Genomic DNA, 19,328 nt, shown 5'->3' on the forward strand with positions numbered 1-19,328 from the left:
TCAGATAATTGCTGACGGCAATGTCCTGCAAAAGTCTTGCGGCGAAAGAAAGGCTCTCTTTCTTTCGCCGCCGCTTTGTACGCTTAGTTGTTGTAGATCTTCTTGTCCGGATCGTCGAAGTTGCCGACGTTGATGTCGCCCAGCGTGCGGAACGTCAGCTTGGCGCCGATCGTCCAGTCGCTTGCGGACTCGTCGCTCAGGTCGCGCTTGTCGGTATAGGCGATCGTGAAGATCGTGCACTCATCTTCGTAGGAGAGGCCGATGCTCTTGCGGGCGATGACGTCGTTGTTCAGATCCCAGGCGATGCCGCCGAAGATGGACCAGTAATCCTTGAACTTGACCGACGCCTTCGTCTGCAATTCGTCCGCATCCTCGAGGAGGCCGTAGTCCGGCTGCTTGGTGATATGGGTATAGATCAACTGGCTCTGGAACGTGTCGTTCTGGAAGCCTGCAGTGAAATCACCACGACGGAACGACAAGTCCTTCTCGTCGAGACGGTAGGATGCTGCGAGAGCCAGACCCTGAGGCGTCTCGATGCCGCCAAGACCGACATAGTCGGAGCGCGATGTTTCGAGGCCGGATTCGGCGCCTGCATTGACCAGATCGGGGCTGGCGAACGAGTTGTCACCGGCGAGCTGGAAGGACTGGCCGAAGATACCGTGCAGCTTGTAGCCGCTGTCGAATGTGCCCGTGTACTGGAAGCCGATATTGGCGCGCGTGCCACCCTCGATACGGTCATAACCCGAGAACTTGTCACGATCGAACAGGTTGGTCGCATCGAAGACAAAGCTCTGCGCATCTTCGTTCGGCAGGGCGCCTGCAAGCGGCTCGTCCGGGCGCGCATAAACCTGCGCGATCGGTTCGATCACATGCGAGCTGTTGGAGGTCGTGATCAGGAACGGATAACGGACTTCGAGACCGGCAGTCAGCATGCCGCGGGTCGCCGCATCGCCGTTGTCGAAGTCGCCATTGTAGACGGAGGTGCCGCTGATCGAGTTCGGGTCGTCGACATTGAGCGAGAACGCATCGCCGCGCGCAGCAAGCAGCGGCGTGATCAGGACGCCTGCTGGCGTCACAAAGGTCCGCTTCCATTCCAACTCGCCGCCGAGGCGCGCAGTTTGCCCCTTGAGCGAGAACCTGTCGTCGCCAAGCGGGTTGTCGAAGAAGCTGTCATGCGTCCGCGAGATATTCGTCAGATTGACGTCGAGCGACAGTTCACCACCTGCCAGCGGCTGCGGCGCGACATAGTGATAGTCCATCGTCGGATAGACGATCGCCTGCTGCTTTTCGGCTTCGCTCGTCGGATCCGCATCCTGGACGTCGAAATAGAATGAGCGCAGATCGAAGTAATTCCGCTTGCCGAGGCCCGTCAGGTAAATCTGGTTGGTATGCGTTGTCTGGTTGTAGTCTTTAAGATTGTAAGTCCGCGAGAAGTTGTTGTCGGACTGATACATGACGTCCCAGCCGAAGGTCCAGCGCGGATTGATCTTGAACTCGGCCTGCGAGGCGATCATGCCGCGGTTTTCGCGCTGATCGCTCGTATCGCTCGTAAAGTTCTCCGGATTGAGCTGGTTGATACCCGCCATCCGAAGCGTATGTGTGCCGTTCTCGAAACGCTGACGGAACTCGCCGTCAAGCAGGAAGCCCTGCTCGGTATAACCGGTACCCGTCACCGTTGCGTCCATGCTCGGCGAGAACACGTAGTAATACGGAATGGAGAGCCCGAATCCGAGATTCTGCGACGTGCTCATCGTCGGGAACAGGAAACCCGACTTGCGCTTCACGGTGTTATCTGGGACTTCGATCCACGGAATGTAAGCGATCGGAGTGCCGAGCAGCTCGAAGCGAGCCTTCTCTAGGCGAATGGTATGCTTCTCGCCGTTCTGGATGACGCGTTCAGCCTTGACCTGCCAAAATGGCGGCTTTTCAGGGTTTTCAGCGCAGGGCAAGCAGGCCGTATAGACGCCCCTGTTCAGGATCATCTGCGTGCCGCCGACGCGCTCACCGCTTTCGGCGACGATGCGCGTATTGTCCGCAGTCTCGATACGGAGCGCGTTGACGAAGCCGTTCGCAAAATCATCGGTAACGTCAAGCTTGTCGGAATACATCCGGTTGCCATCGGGACTGATCATCTCGATGTTGCCGAGCGCCATCATGCGCCCCGTCTTTTGGTTGTATTCAACACGCTGCGCTACCAGCTTGTAGCCGGCGTAATTGATCTGAACGCCACCCGTGACGGAAACGATCTGCTGGTCCTTGTTATAGACCAGTTCGTTTGCCGAAAGCACCAGCTTCTGGCCCTCTTGGACCTTCGGCTGCAGCTTCTGGATAGCTGGATTTTCCTGTGCAAAGACTTCTGGAATGCTGCCGGAATAGCTGAGCAGAGTCGCACCTGCGAGCAGGGCAACCAACTGTTTACTAAAAGTCTTGCGGTCGCCTGCCGCCACTAGCCATCCTCCTGATGAAGCAGAATCGTTGCGCCGAGTGCCAGCGCGACGACTACCGGAATCCAGGCCGCCACGAAAGGCGGCACAACTCCGCTGCTTCCAAATGCTTTTACAAGCACGGTCAGCACATAAAGCACGAAGCCTGAGAGGATGCCACCCAGAATCACGGACCTCGATTGGTTGAACCGGCTAAATTTCAGGGACACTGTTGCAGCAATGAGAGTCATCGCTACGAGAAGCAGCGGCTGCGACAGCAGTGAGTGGAATTGCGTCTCCAGCGCCTTGGTCGGAACACCGAAGGATTTCGCAATTTCAATTCGATTAGAAAGATCAAAAAAAGCAATGGTTTCAGGTGGAGTCAGGCGCTCCCTGACGAAATCCTGCTTCAAATTGGTACGCAGTTGTACCGTATCCTTACGCTGGACGATTTCGCCGGGGCGGCGCTCCGTCACATCCTTAAGAAGCCAGTAACCATCTTCCAACTTTGCCGACTTCGCATCCTGGCGCAGGATCACCCGGCCATCCGAATCGAAGTGGATAAGCACCGCGTCGGTCAGCAGCGTGCCGTTCTCGAGGATCGTCTGCGCGCCGATGATAACGTCGTCCTGGCCGCTGATCTGACGAATCCACGGGATCTGCGATGCCTTGTTGGCAAGCTTGTCCTGCCCGCGCCAATCGGTCTCGACGAGCGCGGCCTGGCGCTGGCCCCAAGCGGCAATCGGGTTGATGACCGTGACCGTCAAGACGCCAAGCAGCAAGGCGCCGACAACGAAGGGCGTCATGAACTGCCAGACGGAAATGCCTGCCGCGCGAGTGACGACCAGTTCGTATTTCCGGTTGAGCCCGATCAGCACGGTCATGCCGACGAAGAGGGCGATGAATGGAATAGTCTGCTGCAAAAGCAGCGGCAGACGAACCGCCGTCATCAACAGGCCGCTCGCAACCGTGTAGCCGGGAAGGCCGGACATTCGGGTCGCGGTCTCGCTGAAGTCGATCAGGAAGACGATGCTGATGATTCCCAGGAAAAACCAGACGGTCGTCACCATGTAGCGGCGGAAGAAATAACGCCCAAGCGTGCCGAAAATCATGCGGCACCTCCCGATTTTCCGTTCTTACGCGGGCCTAGATAGCCGCTCACAAGACGCGAAATCGCCGAAAGGCGATTGCCGATGGCCGTCGGAACGAGTCGCCTATGGAAATTGAGAAGGACGATCGCAATCAGCGAAGCGACAACAGGGATGCCGTAAAGGATCACGGTGTAGGCTGGGCGCGTATCGATCTCGTTTGCAGCGTAGAAAGATGCCCAGCGAAGAGCAAAGGCGATCCCGAGCGCCGAGATCATCGGATGGAGGCGCGCTTCGCGATGCGAGCGTGCGTCGCCGGCAATCACCAGCGAGATCAGAGCAAAGACGAAAGGCAGCGTCCAGTCCGTCATGCGCCGATGCAGCTCGGCAGTATAACTACCTGGTTTCGCAATGTAATCCTTATCCGTCGGGTCGGGGTTCAAAAGGAACGCCAGATCGCGGTCGCTGGCGCGCAGCGTCGCCTCGCCACGGTTTTCCGTCAGGTCCGACAGGTCGAACGAATAGGAATCGAAGCGGATGATCGAGACGTTGCCGTCGCGGGTCTTTCTCTGGACTTCGCCATCCTTCATGAGCAGCGACGTGCCGCTCTGGTCGACGGCGCCTTCGTGCGCATAATAGATCATGTCGAAGGCCGGATCGCGCTCGTCGACGACGAAGAGCCCACGCAGGACGCGGCCCGCGAGACGTTCGGAAATCTGCACAAACAGGCCGTCGTCGATCTTGCGGAAGTTCTTTTCCTCGATGACCGTCGAGAGCAGGTCAGCATAGGTCTCAGCCACCATCTGGCGGACGCCGGTCTTGGCCTTCGGCTCGACGACGTTGTCGACGAAGAAGGAAAAGACGCTGATGACGGCCGCAAGCAGCAGGATCGGGCGCACCAGGATGCTGCGCTTGGCCCCGGCAGCGTCGATGACTGTCAGTTCGGAATCGTTGTTCATCGTCGTCAGCGTCTGAGTGATGCCGATGACGAGAGCGAAGGGCAGGACGATCGGAATGATCGACGGCAGGATCAGTGTCGCCAGCATCGCGAACGATCCGACGGATTGCCCGCTGTCGGTCACGAGATTGACGCGCTGCAGCACCTGAGTCGTCCAGATGATCGCAAGCACTGGCAGCAGCGCTACGAAAAACATCTGGCCGACGCGCCGCAATATGTAGATCTCGAGAAGTTTCATGCCTGCCCTTGAACGATCCGCTGGGCAAACGCCCCGCAGCGGATTCCATCTACGATGTTTGTTTCGCTTTTGCGACCGGTCCGGCTCAAAAATTCATTCAAATTTCAGAATTTTTTGGGCGGTGTGACGAATCTGTGAACGCGTAGAGGCCGGCAAAGACGACGACCGCGAGCAGCCAGCCAAGGATGATGTCGGAAAGGAAATGGCCGCCGAAAGCGAGCCGCATCATGGGTGTCAGCAGAGACACCGCGACAACTGGCAGGAAAAGCCCGGTTCTCGCCGGCTGCGGAATGAATACCAGCAGACAGAGAAGCCAGCCGGCACTCGCCGCTTCGCCCGAGATGAACGAACAGTTGCTGACGCATTTGCCCGCGAAGGATCCGGCCTGGACGAAGTCCATCATGCCGCCGAATTCGGTGACGGAAACCGGGCGAGGGCGGCCCCAATGTTCCTTCAGGATCAGATTGACGATCAGGCCGGGGCCGATCAGCAGCGAACCGAGCGCGACCTTAAGATTGCGTGCCCGGACCGCGTTGAACGTCGCTCCATGCTGCGTGTAGCAGGCGATCAGGAAGCCGAGCTGAACGATCGCGACCACGTAGGGCAGCCGGAAGAAGATGACGCGGAGATTTTTGAGAAACCAGTTGCCGGCCAGCCTGAAGGAGCCGCAGACATCGGCGGCAAGCGCCGTAGCGTCGCAAGTCGCGGGCGTGAAAAAGTAGTGCGAGGTCGCCAGATCGATCCCGGGAAAGGCGTAGAAGATGACGAGCAGCAGCCACCACAGGCAGAAGAGCCCGACGAAAATATCGGCAGCGGTCGGCGGAAAGCTGATTCTCCAGCCGGAAATATAGGTCTTGAGGGCTGCAATCACTGTCGATGTCTTCCGTTGGCCTGGCCTTCCCGCGGCGCGCTGGCTTTCTGCCCCGGCGGCGCGGATTTGTCCATGGCCCGGCGATCACGTCTTGTTTTCGGACATGAAACCCGGAATGATCGCCGCCGGAGAGGATTCCGCTGCGAATCCCAAGGAGAAGACATGTCTGTTAAATTTGATATTTCATTCGCTAAATCCGCCAAGATTAGCGGCGGCCTTACCGTTCTCTTGAAGGCCGGCGACGGCGAGCTTGCGGCTGGCGCAGAAATTGCCGACCCCGCGGGCGTCATTGCCAAGGCATCCAAGATCGCCAAGTTTTCCGCCAAGGCGATGTCGGCGCTCGATCTCGTCGCCCCCGAAGGCTCCCCCGCGGACCGCCTCTTCGTCATCGGTCTCGGCAAGCCGCAGGATCTGGTGGCGCATGACTGGCTGAAGCTCGGCGGTATCGCTGCCGGCAAGATCAAGGGCGCCGACAAGGCGACGATCTTCATCGATGCGCCGGGTGCGGCGATCGACGCCAAGGCTGCCTCCGGCTTTGCGCTCGGCATGCTGATGCGCGCCTACGCTTTCGATAATTACAAGACCAAGAAATCCGACGAGGACGACAAGGCGAATGGCAAGTCGGCCAAGGTGACGATCGTCACTGCCGATGCCTCCGGCGCCAAGAAGGCGCTGGCCGATGCTGAGGCCGTCGCCGAGGGCGTCAATCTCGCCCGCGATCTCGTCAACGAGCCGCCGAATGTGCTTGGCCCGGTCGAATTTGCCGCCAAGGCAAAGGAGCTTGAGAAGCTCGGCGTCGAAGTGGAAATTCTGACGGAACGCGAAATGAAGCGTCTCGGCATGGGTGCGCTGCTCGGTGTGGCCCAGGGTTCCGTCCGTCCGCCGCGTCTGGCGATCATGCATTGGAAGGGCGGCAAGGCGAAGGACCGGCCGATCGCCTTCATCGGCAAGGGCGTCGTCTTCGATACCGGCGGCATCTCGATCAAGCCGGCTGCCGGCATGGAAGACATGAAGGGTGACATGGGCGGCGCCGCAGCCGTCACCGGCCTCATGCATGTGCTCGCCGCCCGCAAGGCGGAGGTCAATGCCGTCGGCATCATCGGCCTGGTGGAAAATATGCCCGATGGCAATGCGCAACGCCCCGGCGACATCGTCACCTCGATGTCCGGCCAGACGATCGAGATCATCAACACCGATGCCGAAGGCCGCCTCGTGCTCTGCGATGCGCTCTGGTATTGCAACGACCGCTTCAAGCCGCGCTTCATGATCAACCTGGCAACGCTGACGGGCGCCATCATGGTCGCGCTTGGCAATGTCCACGCCGGCCTGTTCTCGAACGACGACACGCTCTCGGCGCAGCTGACTTCGGCGGGTCTCGCGACCAACGAGAAGCTCTGGCGCATGCCGCTCGGCCGTGACTACGACAAGATGATCGACTCGAAGTTCGCCGACATGAAGAACACCGGCGGCCGCTATGCCGGTTCGATCACCGCGGCACACTTCCTGAAGCGCTTCGTGCAGGAAACGCCCTGGGCGCATCTCGATATCGCCGGCACCGCGCTCGGCTCGCCGCAGGACGAGATCAACCAGTCCTGGGGCTCCGGTTTCGGCGTGCGCCTGCTTGATCAGCTCGTGCGCGACCATTACGAGGCCTGATCACAGGCTGGAATGCAGGCATGACCGAAGTCCTTTTCTACCATCTGACGGAATCCAAGCTGGAGGACGCGCTGCCGCCGCTCGTCGACAAGAGCGTCGAACGCGGCTGGCGCGTTGCCATCCAGATGAAGGAGCCGGCAAGACGGGATGCGCTCGACACGCATCTCTGGACCTATCGGGACGACAGTTTTCTGCCGCACGGCACCGATGAGAGCGAACTGGCCGGAAACCAGCCGGTTCTGCTCACCGTCACCGGCGATAACGCCAACCAGGCGACCGTCCGCTTCATCGTCGATGGCGCCGAACCACCGCAAGCCGATGCCTATGAGCGCATCGTCTTCATGTTCGACGGTTACGATCCGGAACAGCTGGAAGGCGCCCGTGCGCAATGGAAGAAGCTGAAAGGCGAGGGGCATAATCTCACCTATTGGCAGCAGACGCCCGAGGGGCGCTGGGAGAAGAAGGCCTAAGCCTTCAAACTAGGCACGTTCAGCCATCTCGCTTGAACGTCCACTTCACGACATAGTCGCCGTTGCGCTTGAGTTTCGTCTTGGTCTTCAGTCGTACCGGGCCGCCGAGGACGGCTTCGGCCTTTTCGAAGGCCTGGCGGGCTTCGGCCATGGCGGCGTGGTAGGCGCTGTTGTCGCGCTTCGGGGTCTCGGCGACTTCCTTGAGGAGGGCGGTCAGTTCCGGTTTTTCTTCGGCCATCTCCGCCCTCGCTTCAGGTTGGGGATGCGGCGCGAAGGCGCCGCATCGTCCTTGTGATCAATCGTGGAAGGCTTCCACGAACTTGCGCTTGCCGAGCATGAAGGCATCGGCGGCGTGGCGCAGCGGCGCCAGGTCGACGTCGGACTCGCCGGCCTTGATGATCTCGGCAAAGCGGCGGTAGAGCGACGGATATTCTTCTTCCGGTGCCGAGAATTTCAGCTCGCCGTTGACAGAAAGCTTGGAGCCGCCTTCGGCCAGTTCCATCGTGCCAGCCGCCGTCTCGGCGATGATGTCCCAGCTCTGCTTGCCGGTCTGGCGCCAGTCGAATTCGCCATGGACGGTCATTGCGCCGGCATCGCGGAAATGCAGGTCGGCCGCGATCGGCGCGTCGCGGTTCTCCGGGAATTCAAGCGTGGCACCCGTCAGGAAGATGGCGCGGGGCAGGATGTGGGTGACGATCGACAGGGCGTTGATGCCGGGATCGAAGACACCAAGGCCGCCGGCCTGCCAGATCCAGTCCTGGTTCGGATGCCAGTGACGCACGTCTTCCTTCCAGATGACGTGAACCTTCTTGATCTCGGTCTTCGAAAGGAAATCCCTGGCTGCCTCGACGGCCGCGGCATAGCGCGAATGCCAGCTGGCAAACAGCGAGACGCCCTTGGCGGCGGCCAGCGCTTCGAGATCGGCCACTTCGCTCAGCGTCGCACCCGGCGGCTTTTCGAGAAACACGTGCTTGCCAGCCGAAAGCGCCTTGTAGGCGGCTTCATAGCGGTATTGCGGCGGCATGCAGAGCGAAACGGCGTCGATCTCGGGAACAGCTTCGAGCATCGCCTCGATCGTCGTGAAGCTCTGGATGCCCTCCACCGTGCCGTGGCGGCTCGCGGTTGCCACGAGCTTGTAATCGGCATTCTTGTCGATGGAAGGAAGATGCTGGTCGCGGACGATCTTGCCGACGCCGACGATGGCGAGGTTGATAGGGGACATGACGGGTGTTCGCTCCGGTGTGCTCAAAAGTATGATTTATTGGGCGCCTGTTTTAACAGAACTCTACAGCCGGGCAAGCCGTCATGTCACCTTCAGAGTGAGGCCATTTCGACGGCTTTGGCGTCCTTTTTGAACTTCAGCGTCACCACCTTGTAGCCCGCGGCTTCGAGGCGGGCGAGGAGGGCGGGCAGCATGGCGGCGGTGCGCTTGTGGATGTCATGCATCAGGATGATGCCACGGCCGCGCTGGCGCAGCCGGTTCATGGCGCGATCGGCCACCTGGTCCGGCGTGGAGTTGAAATAGTCCTTGGTATCGACATCGACATCCATGACGATCATCTCGCGCGCCGCGACGGCCGAGCGCAGCTTGCGGCTGTCGGCGAGGTAGGGGAAGCGGAAGAAGTTGACGTCGGTGCCGGTCGCCTTGGTCACGGCAGCTTCGCCGCGGGCGATCTCCGCTATCGCCATGTCGAAGGACAGGGTGTTCAGGTTCGGGTGCTTGTAGGTATGGCTGCCGATCGTGTTGCCTTCCATGGCGACGCGACGCGCCAGTTCCGGATGCAGCGCCGCCATTTCGCCGACCATCATGAACGCGCCCTTGACGCCGAAGCGGTCGAGCGTTGCGAGCACGCGGTCGGTGCGGCCGGGGATCGGGCCGTCGTCGAAGGAGAGCACGACTTCCTTCGGCTCCAGCTTCAAATCCTTGAGCGATGAAACGGTCAGCACCCGGCCGGCAAGATGATGCGTCTCGCCGAAAGCGAGATTGGCGGGCTTGGGAAAGCCCGTGGTGCTCTCCTCGGTCTTGATCGAAGACGTCTTGATCGTCTCGTCGGGGGCAGGCTGATTGGTTGTCTGGCAGCCGCAAAGGGCAAGCGCGAGAACGACACTCGAAAGAAGGGCGATACGGGACATGAAAGGGGCTCAACAAATCAGTAATGAATGTTGAGACAACCTTTCGAATTATGGTTAACGATCGGTTTAAATCGGATGTCCGGCCGTTAACTTGTGCCCTTCTGCCGCAGCCTTTTCCGGGCGCTTGTGGCTATCCTGCCATAGCCTCTTCGTATTCGGCCGAAAGCTCCAGCCATTGCTCTTCGGCAGCGGAAAGTTTTGCTGCCGCTTCGCCGCGCTGCTTGGCCTTCTCGGCCGCCTTGGCGGGCGCCTTCTCGTAGAGAACCGGATCTGCAAGTTCCGCATCAAGCGCCTGAATCTGTTTCTCCAGCTTGCCCGTCAACGATTCGATTTCGTTGATCTTTTTCTTGAGCGGCGCCAGCGAGGCGCGCTTGTCGGCATTCAGCTTGCGTTGCTCGGCCTTGCTCGCCGGGTCGTCGGCACTCTGTACCTTCTCGTCCTTCTTCCTGCCGGAAGAGACGATCAGGTCGCGATACTCGTCCATGTCGCCGTCGAAATTGGAGACGGTGCCGTTATTGACCAGCCAGAGCCGGTCGACGGTCGCCTCGATCAGGTGGCGGTCGTGCGAGATCAGGATGACCGCGCCGTCATAGTCGTTCAGCGCCTCGATCAGCGCCCGGCGGCTGTCGATATCAAGATGGTTGGTCGGTTCGTCGAGGATCAGGAGGTTCGGCGCATGGAAGGCGGCAAGGCCCATCAGCAGGCGTGCCTTCTCGCCACCGGAAAGGTCCTTGGCGGCCGTCGCCATCTTTTCGGTCGCAAGGCCCATCTGAGCGACGCGGGCGCGCACCTTGGCCTCGGGTTCGGTCGGCATCAGGCGGCGCACATGCTCCACCGGCGTCTCGTTCGGCACGAGATCGTCGAGCTGATGCTGCGCGAAGAAGCCGATCTTCAGATTGGAGGCGACCCGGAGGTCGCCGCTTTCGGCGTTCAGGCGCCCGGCGATGAACTTCGCGAAGGTCGACTTGCCGTTGCCGTTGGAGCCGAGGAGGGCGATGCGGTCGTCATTGTCGATGCGCAGCGTGATGTTCTTCAGGATCGGCTTGCCCGGCTCATAGCCGACGGCGCCGCCCTGGATGGCGACGATCGGCGAGGCCGGCTGCTTTTCGGGCTCGGGGAATGTGATCGGCTGGACGTGGTCCTCGATCACGGCGGCAACCGTTCCCATGCGCTCCAGCGCCTTGACGCGCGACTGCGCCTGGCGGGCCTTGGAGGCCTTGGCCTTGAAGCGGTCGATGAAGCTCTGCAGGTGCTTGCGCGCCGCATCGTTCTTCGCCTTCGCCTTCATCTGCAATTCGTCGGCTTCGGCCTTCTGGCGCTCGAACTGGTCGTAGCCGCCGCGATAGAAGGTCAGCTTCTTCTGGTCGAGATGGACGATCGAATTGACTGCGTTGTTGAGCATGTCGCGGTCGTGGCTGATGACGATGACCGTATGCGGGTAGCGGCGCACGTAATCCTCGAGCCACATCGTGCCTTCGAGGTCGAGATAGTTGGTCGGCTCGTCGAGCAGCAGGAGATCAGGCTCGGCAAACAGCACCGAGGCGAGCGCCACGCGCATGCGCCAGCCACCCGAGAAGGAGGAGGCAGGCCGTAGCTGGGCTTCCTGGCTGAAGCCGAGGCCGGCGAGAATGCTGGCGGCGCGCGCTTCGGCCGAATGCGCGTCGATATCGACGAGCCGCGTCTGGATTTCGGCGATGCGATGCGCATCGGTCGCCGTCTCCGCCTCCTTGAGGAGAGCGGCGCGCTCCTTGTCGGCCGAAAGCACGATCTCGATCAGCGACTGCTCCGTCGCCGGCGCTTCCTGCGCCACCTGGCCGATGCGCGCGTTCTTCGGGATCGACACGCTGCCGGTCTCGGCGCCGAGATCGCCGGTGATGATGCGGAAAAGCGTCGACTTGCCCGCGCCATTGCGCCCGACAAGGCCTGCCTTGGTGCCCGCCGGAAGCGTCACGCTGGCATGGTCGAGGAGAAGGCGCCCGGCAATGCGGGCAGAGATTTCGGTAATCGTGATCATGCCCGGCGTTTTGGCCGAAACGGCGGATCAAGGCAAGGCCGTCGCGCGCTTTCGCAAATGCTCGGGCAGAAGTTGCAGTCGTTCGCCGAAATCGCCGCGCCTGCAACTTCTGAAGAGTATTTTCTAATAGTCTCTGCGTGATCGCAAGAACATGTTCGGTAACAAATGCTTAAATCCGAATGTATATATTCCGAATATTGAATTCATGACGTTTGAAGCTGCTATGCATTCTGATCACGCAGAGATAAGCGGCGGAAAGATATTGATCTATTTCATCATATTTTTCTGCCTTTTCCTTTCCGTGGCTGCCATGCCATCGGGGCGTTTCGTCGTCGTGGTCACCGAACCCGGCGAGCCCGCCGGCCATGTCATCGATGTCATCGGCACGGCCGGTGGCTCCTTCGTCGCTCCGGGCGCATTTTCCTGGATCGCCGTTGCCTATTCCGATGCCGATAATTTCCCCGCGCGCCTGAGACGTTCCGGTGCGCTGTTCGTTCTCAACCATGCTCTGGCGGTGGGTTGCCTGCAAAAGGAGAGTTGAATGAATTCGCTTGAGAAATTGCGCAATATGGTCGGCCCCTATGTCGTCGGCCTGCTATGGGTGAACGCGCTTCTGACGGCGCTGCACCAGATCGTCGCCGCCGAGCAATTCCAGGCGACGCCTGTGATCGCGCAGTTCCTCGTCGCGGCACTGGCGACCGCCAACTGGGCGAAGGACCGTACCGGCGCCAATACCCGGATCATCAGTTCGATCGCCCATGCCGTCAGCGTCTCGATCCTCGTCTATGCCTTCGAAGGCTCGGGGCTGCAGATCGACATTCACATGTATTTCTTCGCGTCGCTGGCGATCTGCGCGGCCTGGATCGATTGGAAGGCGGTCGTTGCCTACGCCGGCGTCGTCGCGCTGCATCACGTGCTGCTCTATGTCCTGGCGCCGCTCGCCGTCTTTCCGGGCGCCTCCGGTTTCGATCGCGTCATCCTCCACGCCGTCGTTCTCGTGCTTCAGGCCGGTGCATTGATCGGCCTGACGCGGGCTGTGACGCTTTCCTTCTCTTCCGCCGATGCCGGTATCGCTGCGGCTCAGGCCGCCCAGACCGCCGAGCGTGACATGAGCGCCAAGGCGCGCGAGGCAGACCGGATGGCCGATCAGGAGCGCCATCAGCGCGAGGCCGAAAAACAGCACGAGCGCGCCGCGATCGACTTCGCCGTCAAGACCTTGCATGGTGCGCTGAGCGAGCTTTCCTCCGGCAACCTGCAGGTTCGCATCGGCGAGCGGCTGGCCGGCGATCTCGACAATCTGCGCGCCCATTTCAACCAGTCGGTCGAAAACCTGCAGAACGCCGTCGCCCAGGCAACAGATGCGACGGCGACCGTGCGCAGCGGCGCCGGCCAGATCAGTGATGCGGCACGCGACCTTTCCGTCCGCACGGAGCGGCAGGCGGTGGCCATCCAGGAAACCGTCACGGCGCTGGAGAACGTCGAGAATGCGGTGCGCCATTCGAGCGCGACGGCCGATCGGGTGGGCGTTCTCGTTTCCCGCGCCCGCAGCGGTGCGGAGCACTCCGGCGAGATCGTCACCAGTGCCGTCGATGCCATGGGCCGGATCGAAAACAGCGCCCGCGAGATCAACCAGATCATCGGCGTCATCGACGAAATCGCCTTCCAGACCAATCTCCTGGCGCTGAATGCTGGGGTCGAGGCTGCGCGTGCCGGCGAGGCAGGCAAGGGCTTTGCGGTGGTGGCGCAGGAAGTGCGCGAGCTCGCCCAGCGCTCTGCGACTGCCGCCAAGGAGATCAAGCAGCTCATCACCGCCTCGAGCGGCCACGTCCGCAGCGGCGTCACGCTCGTCGATCAGGCGGGCGAGGCACTGAACAAGATCGCTGCCGAGGTCACCGAGATCAGCTCACATGTCACCACGATCGTCACCGGCGCCCGTGAACAGGCGACCGGCCTGCGCGACATCAGCTCCGCCATCGCGCAGATCGACAGCAGCACGCAGCAGAATTCGGCAATGGTCGAGGAGACCTCCGCAGCGACGGCAGCACTTTCCCGCGAAGCCGACACGCTTGAGCAGTTGATGTCCGGCTTCCGCACCGGCGGCGCGAGCTGGAGGGCGGGCGCGTCGCTGAAGGTCGCCTAAGGCCTCAGCGGCCGAAAGCCTGGATCGGCTGGCGGCGGTTGGATTGGGCGGCGAGCAATGCCACGCGGGCATTGGCCTGCAGCTGCGTGCCGGTCGCCGCATCGCCGCTGAGCGCGATGCCGATCGAGATCGTCAGCTTGCCGGGATCCGATTTGTCCGAGGTCGCGAAGACCATGTTCTCTTCGACCGACTGGCGCAGGCGGTCGGCGATGGCGATCGCATCGCGCATGCCGACATTGGCAAACAGGAAGGCGAATTCGTCGCCTTCGACGCGCGAGACGAAGTCGTTCTTCTTGATCGACTTGCGGAACAGGTTGCCGAGCTTCTTCATCAGCTTGTTGCCGGCCTGCACGCCGTATTTGGCATTCAGCTGGCGGAAGTCGTCGATATCGACCATGAGAAGCGCGCTGCCCGCGGCATCCTCGCCCTCGTAGAGATCGCCGATCGTCTTGGCGAGCGCGATGCGGTTCGGCAGCCCGGTCAGCGGGTCGGTGACGGAAGCGGCCTGGGCGGCGGCGACGCCGCGCTCCAGGGTCTCCATCCGCTCGACATCGGAAAGGAGCTTGGCCTCGAGCTCGGTCTCGGCGGCGAGCACCGATGCCAGCGACGAGGCGAGATATTCCATCTCGCTCATGAAGGCGTCGAGGCCCTGTTCGGAATTGCCGGAAAGCGACTGCAGCAGCGTTTCGGCCGCGCGGGCGAAGGCATATTTCTGCTTCAGCCCGTCCGAGAGGCGATCGGCCGCCTCGCGCAGCAGCTTGCTGGCCTCGGTGCCGGCCGTTTCGGCGGCAAGGCCGCAATGGCTGACGAGCCGGTATTTGAGGCCGAGCTCATCGAGCCGGGCCTGCGCCGGATGACTGCCGAGCGCGGAGATGTCGGTGGCGAGCGCCGTGTTGCGGCCGCAGACGGCTTCGTGCAGCAGCTCGTAATTCCGCGGCAGGCCCGCAATGTTCAGCCGTGCCATATGCTCGGCGATCTTCTGGGCGTCGTTCTGCGGGGCAGGGCGGGCGCCCTCGCGCTGTGCTGCATTCCTGGTTGTGTTCTGCATCACCGTTCCTCGCACCTTCGGCACTGCTTTAGCCGCGGCTTATCTTCCCGCTATGCGCTGCAGATTTTAAAATAGCTTGAATTTTCAGTATCTCCGCCTTGGCGCGGCCTGAAAGGCGCAAATGCGGTTAATGCAACCTTGAAGCGGCGCTCACCAAAGCCGATGGCGCCCATCAGATTTCGTCATTTGATTGCGGCGCCGCTTTGCCGTGAAATGCGCCTGTCATTCATGAAAGGATCGCCATGACGCTTGCGCTCTATTCGCTCTGCGGCGCCAACCCGCAGCACTTCTTTTCTCCGCATTGCTGGAAGGCGGTGATGGCGCTGGCGCATAAGGGCCTGGCCTTCGAGGAGATCCCGACGACCTATGCCGGTATCGCCAAGATCGGCGGCGGCTTCTCGCCGACCCTGCCGGTGCTCGACGATAACGGCCACCTCGTCACCGACAGCTTCGCGATCGCCCTCTATCTGGAAGAAGCCTATCCCGATCGCCCCTCGCTATTCCGCGGCGAGGGCGGCAAGGCGCTGTCGCGCATGGTCGAGGGCTATTCGCAGATGGTGATCCACACGGCGATCATGCGCATGGCGCTGATGGATATCCATGGCGCGCTCGACGAGGGCGACAAGGCCTATTTCCGTGAAAGCCGCGAGCAGCGGCTCGGCCGGAAGCTGGAGGATGTGGTGGCGAACCGCGCCGCCGAAGAGGCAGCCTTCGCCGCCAAGCTGGAGCCGATGCGCCACATGCTGAAGTTCCAGCCGTTCATCGGCGGCGAGAGCCCGCTCTTCGCCGACTACATCGTCTTCGGCGCGCTGCAATGGCTCCGGGTCACCGCAGGGCTCTCGATGCTGGCGCCGGACGATCCGGTTGTCGCATGGCTCGATCGCTGCCTCGATCTTCACGAAAGCCGGGGGCGCACTGTGACAGCGGCGTGAAATTGCCTCATCCCCCTTGTTTTCGGGGCGGCGGGCGGGTAAAGACCGCCCACTTTTCCCGCTAAACCAGAGGATTTGACCCAATGGCGATTGAACGCACCTTTTCGATGATCAAGCCTGATGCAACGAAGCGCAACCTCACGGGCGCTATCACCAAGATGCTCGAAGACGCCGGCCTGCGCGTCGTCGCATCCAAGCGCGTCTGGATGAGCAAGCGCGAAGCTGAAGGCTTCTACGCCGTTCACAAGGAACGCCCCTTCTTCGGCGAACTCGTTGAAGGCATGACCTCGGGCCCGACCATCGTTCAGGTTCTGGAAGGCGAAGGCGCCATCCTGAAGAACCGCGAAATCATGGGCGCAACCAACCCGGCAAACGCTGACGAAGGCACGATCCGTAAGGTTCACGCTCTCTCGATCGGCGAAAACTCGGTTCACGGCTCTGACGCTCCTGAAACCGCTGCCCAGGAAATCAAGTACTGGTTCTCCGACACAGAAATCGTCGGCTGAATCGGAATTTCAGCCTGAGGGCTGAAGTGATTGAAATGACTCTCAAAGCCGGGGCTTTTGCTCCGGCTTTTTGTTTGGGCGCTGTTAGGCGTTGGCGTGTGCGGCCCCCTCATCCGGCCCTATCGGGCCACCTTCTCCCCGAGGGGAGAAGGGGCGGAGAGGTTGCGGCTTGTTCCCTTCTCCCCAGCGGGGAGAAGGTGCCCGAAGGGCGGATGAGGGGGCTCCGGGCGCGAACCGCTCAAACCGCCGGACACTTGTCGGTATTCGAATAATCCACCGTCCCGTCAGCCTTAAACACCTCGGGATTCTTATTGTAGAACGGCCCGACCACCAGCGGCTTGCTCGGCAGCATCGCCGCCTGGTCGACGTCGGAGACGAATTGGGTCTGCAATTCCTGCAGCGTCTTGCCGTCGGCGGAGACCAGCTTGATCTTGGCGCTATAGGGCTTGTCCTTGCGCACGCAGTGGATCGCCGGGCTCTGCAGGGTGATCTTGTCCCAGGCGGGGAAGATTTTCTCCTGCAGGGTGATCGGATCGCCGCCCGCCGGGTTTTCGAACTCGGCGATCGCCACGGCGCCATCGGGGATCGGCGAGGTCTTGCGCAGTGTCACCAGATAGGTGGCGGTCGCCACGCGGTAGTTGAAGACGAACATGTGGCCGGTGACTTCGACCATCTTTTCCATTTCGCGCTGGCAGCCCGCAATCAGCAGGGCCGAGAGGCCGAGCGCGGCAATCGCCTTGATCTTCATGGCATCTCCTCCTTCTTGCGCCGGTAATGGCGGTTGGCCTTTGCCCGGTTGCCGCAGACCGCCATATCGCACCAGGCGCGGCTCCTGTTCTTGCTGCGGTCGATGAACAGCCAGCCGCAGTTCCGGCATATCTTCATCCTGTCAGGATCCGGCATGGCGATCAGCCTGAGCGCCGAATGCGCTGTCGCCGCATCGAGGCCATCCGACCGCGCCCCGCGCAGCGCCGATGCGATCCGCTCCAGAAGATCGGCCAGCATCGCATCATCGGCCTCACCAAGCACCCGCTGGCGGAAATAGCGGTCGACAGCCTCGCGAAGGCCGAGAAAGGCCGGCCGGTTCTCTTGATGGACCGGCAGGACATCGCCGAACAGCGCCCGCTCGGCGCAGAATTCCGTCGCCGCCGCCGGAAAGGCGTCGAGTTGCGCTGTCGAGGCGAAACGGTCGATGCTGCGCTCGGCATCATGGCGCAGAATGACGCTGTTGGCGACATCGAGCGCCAGGGCGCCACCGGAAAAGCGATGCGGGGTCCAGGTAAAGCTCATGCTGAAAATATAACTGGTAAAACGTATTTTGCCAGTTATTATTTTAGGCGATACGGAGCAGGGAATGGGATATCTGCTGCAGCAACTGGCCAATGCCGTGCCGCTCGCCGCGCTCTATGCGGCGCTGGCCTTCGGCTATTCGCTGGCCTTCGGCGTCACCAAGCGGGCCGATATCACCTATGGCGCGATGTTCGCTTTCGCCGGCCAGATCCTGCTGCTCTTCACCGATTTCGCCTATAACAAGCTGTGGCTGGTGCTGCCCGCCGCATTGGCGATCGGCATCGGCCTGTCCTTCGTCTATTCGCTGCTCACAGGCTTCTGGATCGGCCGCAGCATCATGCGGCCGCTGGTGCGCCGCTCCGCCAATACGGTTATCGTCGCCGCCCTCGGCGTCACGATTCTTCTCATGGAAACGGCAAGGCTCGCCTCGCAGACCCGCGAGCTCTGGCTGCCGCCCTTGCTGAACACCACGGTCGTGCTCTGGAGCGACGCCTCCTTCAAGGTGACGCTGACGCTGATGCAGCTCGTCAATACCGGCCTGATGATCGCGCTGATTGCTGCGGGAGCACTGATCCTGCGCTACACCCGCCTCGGCCGCATCTGGCGCGCCGTCACCGACGATCCGCTCGCCGCCGAACTTTGCGGCACGAGCTCCGGCCGCGTCTTCCTGATAGCCTATGTCGCGGCGATCTTCTTCGCCACCTGCTGCGGCATCCTCACGACCTTCTATTACGGCACGATGGATTTCGGCGCCGGCCTGCTCTTCGGCCTGAAAGTGCTGATGATCTCGGCCGCCGGCGGCTACTCCGATCCGCTGAAATCAGCAGGCGGGGCGGCCGGTGTCGGCTTCGCGGAAACGCTCTGGACGGCCTACGGTTCGTTCCTCTGGCGCGACTTTGCGGTCTTCTCGCTGCTGGTCTTCCTGCTGGTGATGAGCCGGCGCGAACGGGCGATACCTTAAAAGGTTCTGCTCATTTCCACTTGTCGCGGGCGCTGTCGTCGCTGTCCTTGGCGGCGATCCAGTCGCCGCTCTTGCCGTCCTTGGCGTGTTCCTTCTTCCAGAAGGGCGCTGACGTTTTCAGGTAATCCATGACGAAATTGGCGCCGTCGAAGGCCGCCTGCCGATGCGGGGCGGCGGCGATCACCAGCACGATATTCTCGCCGGCGGCGATCTTGCCGTAGCGGTGGATGGCGGTGAGGCCCTTGAGTTCGAAGCGCTCGATGGCGAGATTGGCGATCCTGATCATCTCGGCTTCCGCCATGCCCGGGTAGTGCTCGAGCTCCAGCGCCGAAAGCGTCCCGCCCTCGTCGCGGCAGAGGCCGGTGAAGGTGACGATGGCGCCGATGCCGGGTTTGCCCCTGGAGATGAGGGCGGTTTCGGCCTGCAGGTCGAAGTCGTCGCGCTGGACGCGGATGGTGGGGGTCATGGGCACACCCTCGCGGCGGCGGAGAGGTCGTGCCGTGCCAGCCCCCCTCTGGCCTGCCGGGCATCTCCCCCACAGGTGGGGAGATCACAAGCGGCATGCTCCCAGGACCACTCCGGCATTTGCGAATGTTGAGA

General features: G+C 61.6%; 19 protein-coding genes. 7 read left to right on the top strand and 12 right to left on the bottom strand.

From position 1 onward, the window contains the following. Positions 1–83: 83 nt before the first annotated feature. The 4 genes from ACQZ5H_RS02550 to ACQZ5H_RS02565 form a co-directional block, all read right to left on the bottom strand. Entirely contained in the window at positions 84–2,447 is a 2,364-nt protein-coding gene (locus ACQZ5H_RS02550) for an LPS-assembly protein LptD (protein ID WP_449096653.1), read from the bottom strand. Then, positions 2,447–3,535 carry an LPS export ABC transporter permease LptG gene (gene lptG / locus ACQZ5H_RS02555; protein WP_449096654.1) on the bottom strand — a complete coding sequence of 363 codons (1,089 nt, stop codon included), beginning with the start codon at positions 3,533–3,535 and terminating at the stop codon, positions 2,447–2,449. Before lptG ends, ACQZ5H_RS02550 begins: the two co-directional genes overlap by 1 nt. Beyond that, complete coding sequence (locus ACQZ5H_RS02560; protein WP_449096655.1) at positions 3,532–4,707, bottom strand: LptF/LptG family permease; 1,176 nt, start codon at positions 4,705–4,707, stop codon at positions 3,532–3,534. The genes lptG and ACQZ5H_RS02560 overlap by 4 nt, the downstream gene beginning before the upstream one ends. A 97-nt stretch (positions 4,708–4,804) precedes the next feature. Further along, positions 4,805–5,554 carry a phosphatase PAP2 family protein gene (locus ACQZ5H_RS02565; RefSeq protein WP_449097014.1) on the bottom strand — a complete coding sequence of 250 codons (750 nt, stop codon included), beginning with the start codon at positions 5,552–5,554 and terminating at the stop codon, positions 4,805–4,807. A gap of 186 nt (positions 5,555–5,740) precedes the next feature. On the opposite strand from ACQZ5H_RS02565, the gene ACQZ5H_RS02570 reads away from it, so the two are divergent. Both ACQZ5H_RS02570 and ACQZ5H_RS02575 read left to right on the top strand, forming a co-directional pair. Further along, positions 5,741–7,234, top strand: coding sequence for a leucyl aminopeptidase (locus ACQZ5H_RS02570; protein WP_112718816.1), 1,494 nt, complete (start codon positions 5,741–5,743; stop codon positions 7,232–7,234). Positions 7,235–7,254: 20 nt separating this feature from the next. Further along, complete coding sequence (locus tag ACQZ5H_RS02575) at positions 7,255–7,704, top strand: DNA polymerase III subunit chi (protein WP_112718815.1); 450 nt, start codon at positions 7,255–7,257, stop codon at positions 7,702–7,704. Positions 7,705–7,723: 19 nt separating this feature from the next. On the opposite strand, the gene ACQZ5H_RS02580 is transcribed toward ACQZ5H_RS02575, so the two are convergent. The 4 genes from ACQZ5H_RS02580 to ACQZ5H_RS02595 all read right to left on the bottom strand — a co-directional run bounded on the left by ACQZ5H_RS02580 (position 7,724) and on the right by ACQZ5H_RS02595 (position 11,851). Then, the gene (locus tag ACQZ5H_RS02580; protein WP_112718814.1) at positions 7,724–7,942 is read right to left on the bottom strand and encodes a hypothetical protein; all 219 of its coding nucleotides are present in this window, start codon (positions 7,940–7,942) and stop codon (positions 7,724–7,726) included. Positions 7,943–7,999: 57 nt separating this feature from the next. Further along, on the bottom strand, positions 8,000–8,926 hold the full coding sequence (locus tag ACQZ5H_RS02585) for a Gfo/Idh/MocA family protein (protein WP_449096656.1): 927 nt from the start codon (positions 8,924–8,926) through the stop codon (positions 8,000–8,002). 92 nt (positions 8,927–9,018) lie between these two features. Continuing rightward, entirely contained in the window at positions 9,019–9,837 is an 819-nt protein-coding gene (locus tag ACQZ5H_RS02590) for a polysaccharide deacetylase family protein (RefSeq protein WP_449096657.1), read from the bottom strand. 130 nt (positions 9,838–9,967) lie between these two features. Further along, positions 9,968–11,851, bottom strand: a complete 1,884-nt coding sequence (locus ACQZ5H_RS02595) for an ABC-F family ATP-binding cassette domain-containing protein (RefSeq protein ID WP_112718811.1) — start codon at positions 11,849–11,851, stop codon at positions 9,968–9,970. 151 nt (positions 11,852–12,002) lie between these two features. Here ACQZ5H_RS02595 and ACQZ5H_RS02600 point away from each other — a divergent pair, with 151 nt between their 5' ends. Both ACQZ5H_RS02600 and ACQZ5H_RS02605 read left to right on the top strand, forming a co-directional pair. Next, entirely contained in the window at positions 12,003–12,392 is a 390-nt protein-coding gene (locus tag ACQZ5H_RS02600) for a hypothetical protein (protein ID WP_449096658.1), read from the top strand. After that, a complete protein-coding gene (locus ACQZ5H_RS02605) occupies positions 12,393–13,991 on the top strand; it encodes a methyl-accepting chemotaxis protein (protein WP_449096659.1) in 1,599 nt (532 codons plus the stop codon). It begins immediately after the preceding gene. A 4-nt stretch (positions 13,992–13,995) separates the two neighbouring features. Here ACQZ5H_RS02605 and ACQZ5H_RS02610 read toward each other — a convergent pair whose 3' ends face one another. After that, positions 13,996–15,039: a GGDEF domain-containing protein gene (locus tag ACQZ5H_RS02610; protein WP_449096660.1), complete on the bottom strand. Its 1,044-nt coding sequence runs from the start codon at positions 15,037–15,039 to the stop codon at positions 13,996–13,998. Between the two features lie 242 nt (positions 15,040–15,281). Here ACQZ5H_RS02610 and ACQZ5H_RS02615 point away from each other — a divergent pair, with 242 nt between their 5' ends. After that, positions 15,282–15,971: a glutathione S-transferase family protein gene (locus ACQZ5H_RS02615; RefSeq protein ID WP_449096661.1), complete on the top strand. Its 690-nt coding sequence runs from the start codon at positions 15,282–15,284 to the stop codon at positions 15,969–15,971. An 83-nt stretch (positions 15,972–16,054) separates the two neighbouring features. Next, positions 16,055–16,477: a nucleoside-diphosphate kinase gene (ndk, locus tag ACQZ5H_RS02620; protein WP_016553456.1), complete on the top strand. Its 423-nt coding sequence runs from the start codon at positions 16,055–16,057 to the stop codon at positions 16,475–16,477. Between the two features lie 238 nt (positions 16,478–16,715). Here ndk and ACQZ5H_RS02625 read toward each other — a convergent pair whose 3' ends face one another. Further along, positions 16,716–17,225: a hypothetical protein gene (locus ACQZ5H_RS02625; RefSeq protein WP_203429158.1), complete on the bottom strand. Its 510-nt coding sequence runs from the start codon at positions 17,223–17,225 to the stop codon at positions 16,716–16,718. Continuing rightward, the gene (locus ACQZ5H_RS02630; RefSeq protein ID WP_449096662.1) at positions 17,222–17,767 is read right to left on the bottom strand and encodes a CGNR zinc finger domain-containing protein; all 546 of its coding nucleotides are present in this window, start codon (positions 17,765–17,767) and stop codon (positions 17,222–17,224) included. The genes ACQZ5H_RS02625 and ACQZ5H_RS02630 overlap by 4 nt, the downstream gene beginning before the upstream one ends. 64 nt (positions 17,768–17,831) lie before the next feature. Between ACQZ5H_RS02630 and ACQZ5H_RS02635 the strand changes: the two genes are divergently transcribed. Beyond that, entirely contained in the window at positions 17,832–18,728 is an 897-nt protein-coding gene (locus ACQZ5H_RS02635; RefSeq protein WP_449096663.1) for a branched-chain amino acid ABC transporter permease, read from the top strand. A 10-nt stretch (positions 18,729–18,738) separates the two neighbouring features. On the opposite strand, the gene ACQZ5H_RS02640 is transcribed toward ACQZ5H_RS02635, so the two are convergent. After that, positions 18,739–19,200 (bottom strand): molybdenum cofactor biosynthesis protein MoaE, encoded by a 462-nt coding sequence (locus ACQZ5H_RS02640; RefSeq protein ID WP_449096664.1) that lies wholly within the window; start codon positions 19,198–19,200, stop codon positions 18,739–18,741. Positions 19,201–19,328 lie beyond the last annotated feature (128 nt).

It is taken from the genome of Rhizobium sp. 21-4511-3d, assembly GCF_053522545.1.

What these genes read in the sequence shown, in the direction of transcription:
- ACQZ5H_RS02605 (WP_449096659.1), top strand. Translation starts at nt 12,393, where the DNA reads ATGAATTCGCTTGAGAAATTGCGCAATATGGTCGGCCCCTATGTCGTC.
- ACQZ5H_RS02575 (WP_112718815.1), top strand. Translation starts at nt 7,255, where the DNA reads ATGACCGAAGTCCTTTTCTACCATCTGACGGAATCCAAGCTGGAGGAC.
- ACQZ5H_RS02570 (WP_112718816.1), top strand. Translation starts at nt 5,741, where the DNA reads ATGTCTGTTAAATTTGATATTTCATTCGCTAAATCCGCCAAGATTAGC.
- ACQZ5H_RS02610 (WP_449096660.1), bottom strand. Translation starts at nt 15,039, where the DNA reads ATGCAGAACACAACCAGGAATGCAGCACAGCGCGAGGGCGCCCGCCCT.
- ACQZ5H_RS02585 (WP_449096656.1), bottom strand. Translation starts at nt 8,926, where the DNA reads ATGTCCCCTATCAACCTCGCCATCGTCGGCGTCGGCAAGATCGTCCGC.
- ACQZ5H_RS02625 (WP_203429158.1), bottom strand. Translation starts at nt 17,225, where the DNA reads ATGAAGATCAAGGCGATTGCCGCGCTCGGCCTCTCGGCCCTGCTGATT.
- ACQZ5H_RS02615 (WP_449096661.1), top strand. Translation starts at nt 15,282, where the DNA reads ATGACGCTTGCGCTCTATTCGCTCTGCGGCGCCAACCCGCAGCACTTC.
- ACQZ5H_RS02630 (WP_449096662.1), bottom strand. Translation starts at nt 17,767, where the DNA reads ATGAGCTTTACCTGGACCCCGCATCGCTTTTCCGGTGGCGCCCTGGCG.
- ACQZ5H_RS02590 (WP_449096657.1), bottom strand. Translation starts at nt 9,837, where the DNA reads ATGTCCCGTATCGCCCTTCTTTCGAGTGTCGTTCTCGCGCTTGCCCTT.
- ACQZ5H_RS02635 (WP_449096663.1), top strand. Translation starts at nt 17,832, where the DNA reads ATGGGATATCTGCTGCAGCAACTGGCCAATGCCGTGCCGCTCGCCGCG.
- ACQZ5H_RS02595 (WP_112718811.1), bottom strand. Translation starts at nt 11,851, where the DNA reads ATGATCACGATTACCGAAATCTCTGCCCGCATTGCCGGGCGCCTTCTC.
- lptG (WP_449096654.1), bottom strand. Translation starts at nt 3,535, where the DNA reads ATGATTTTCGGCACGCTTGGGCGTTATTTCTTCCGCCGCTACATGGTG.
- ACQZ5H_RS02560 (WP_449096655.1), bottom strand. Translation starts at nt 4,707, where the DNA reads ATGAAACTTCTCGAGATCTACATATTGCGGCGCGTCGGCCAGATGTTT.
- ndk (WP_016553456.1), top strand. Translation starts at nt 16,055, where the DNA reads ATGGCGATTGAACGCACCTTTTCGATGATCAAGCCTGATGCAACGAAG.
- ACQZ5H_RS02600 (WP_449096658.1), top strand. Translation starts at nt 12,003, where the DNA reads ATGTTCGGTAACAAATGCTTAAATCCGAATGTATATATTCCGAATATT.
- ACQZ5H_RS02580 (WP_112718814.1), bottom strand. Translation starts at nt 7,942, where the DNA reads ATGGCCGAAGAAAAACCGGAACTGACCGCCCTCCTCAAGGAAGTCGCC.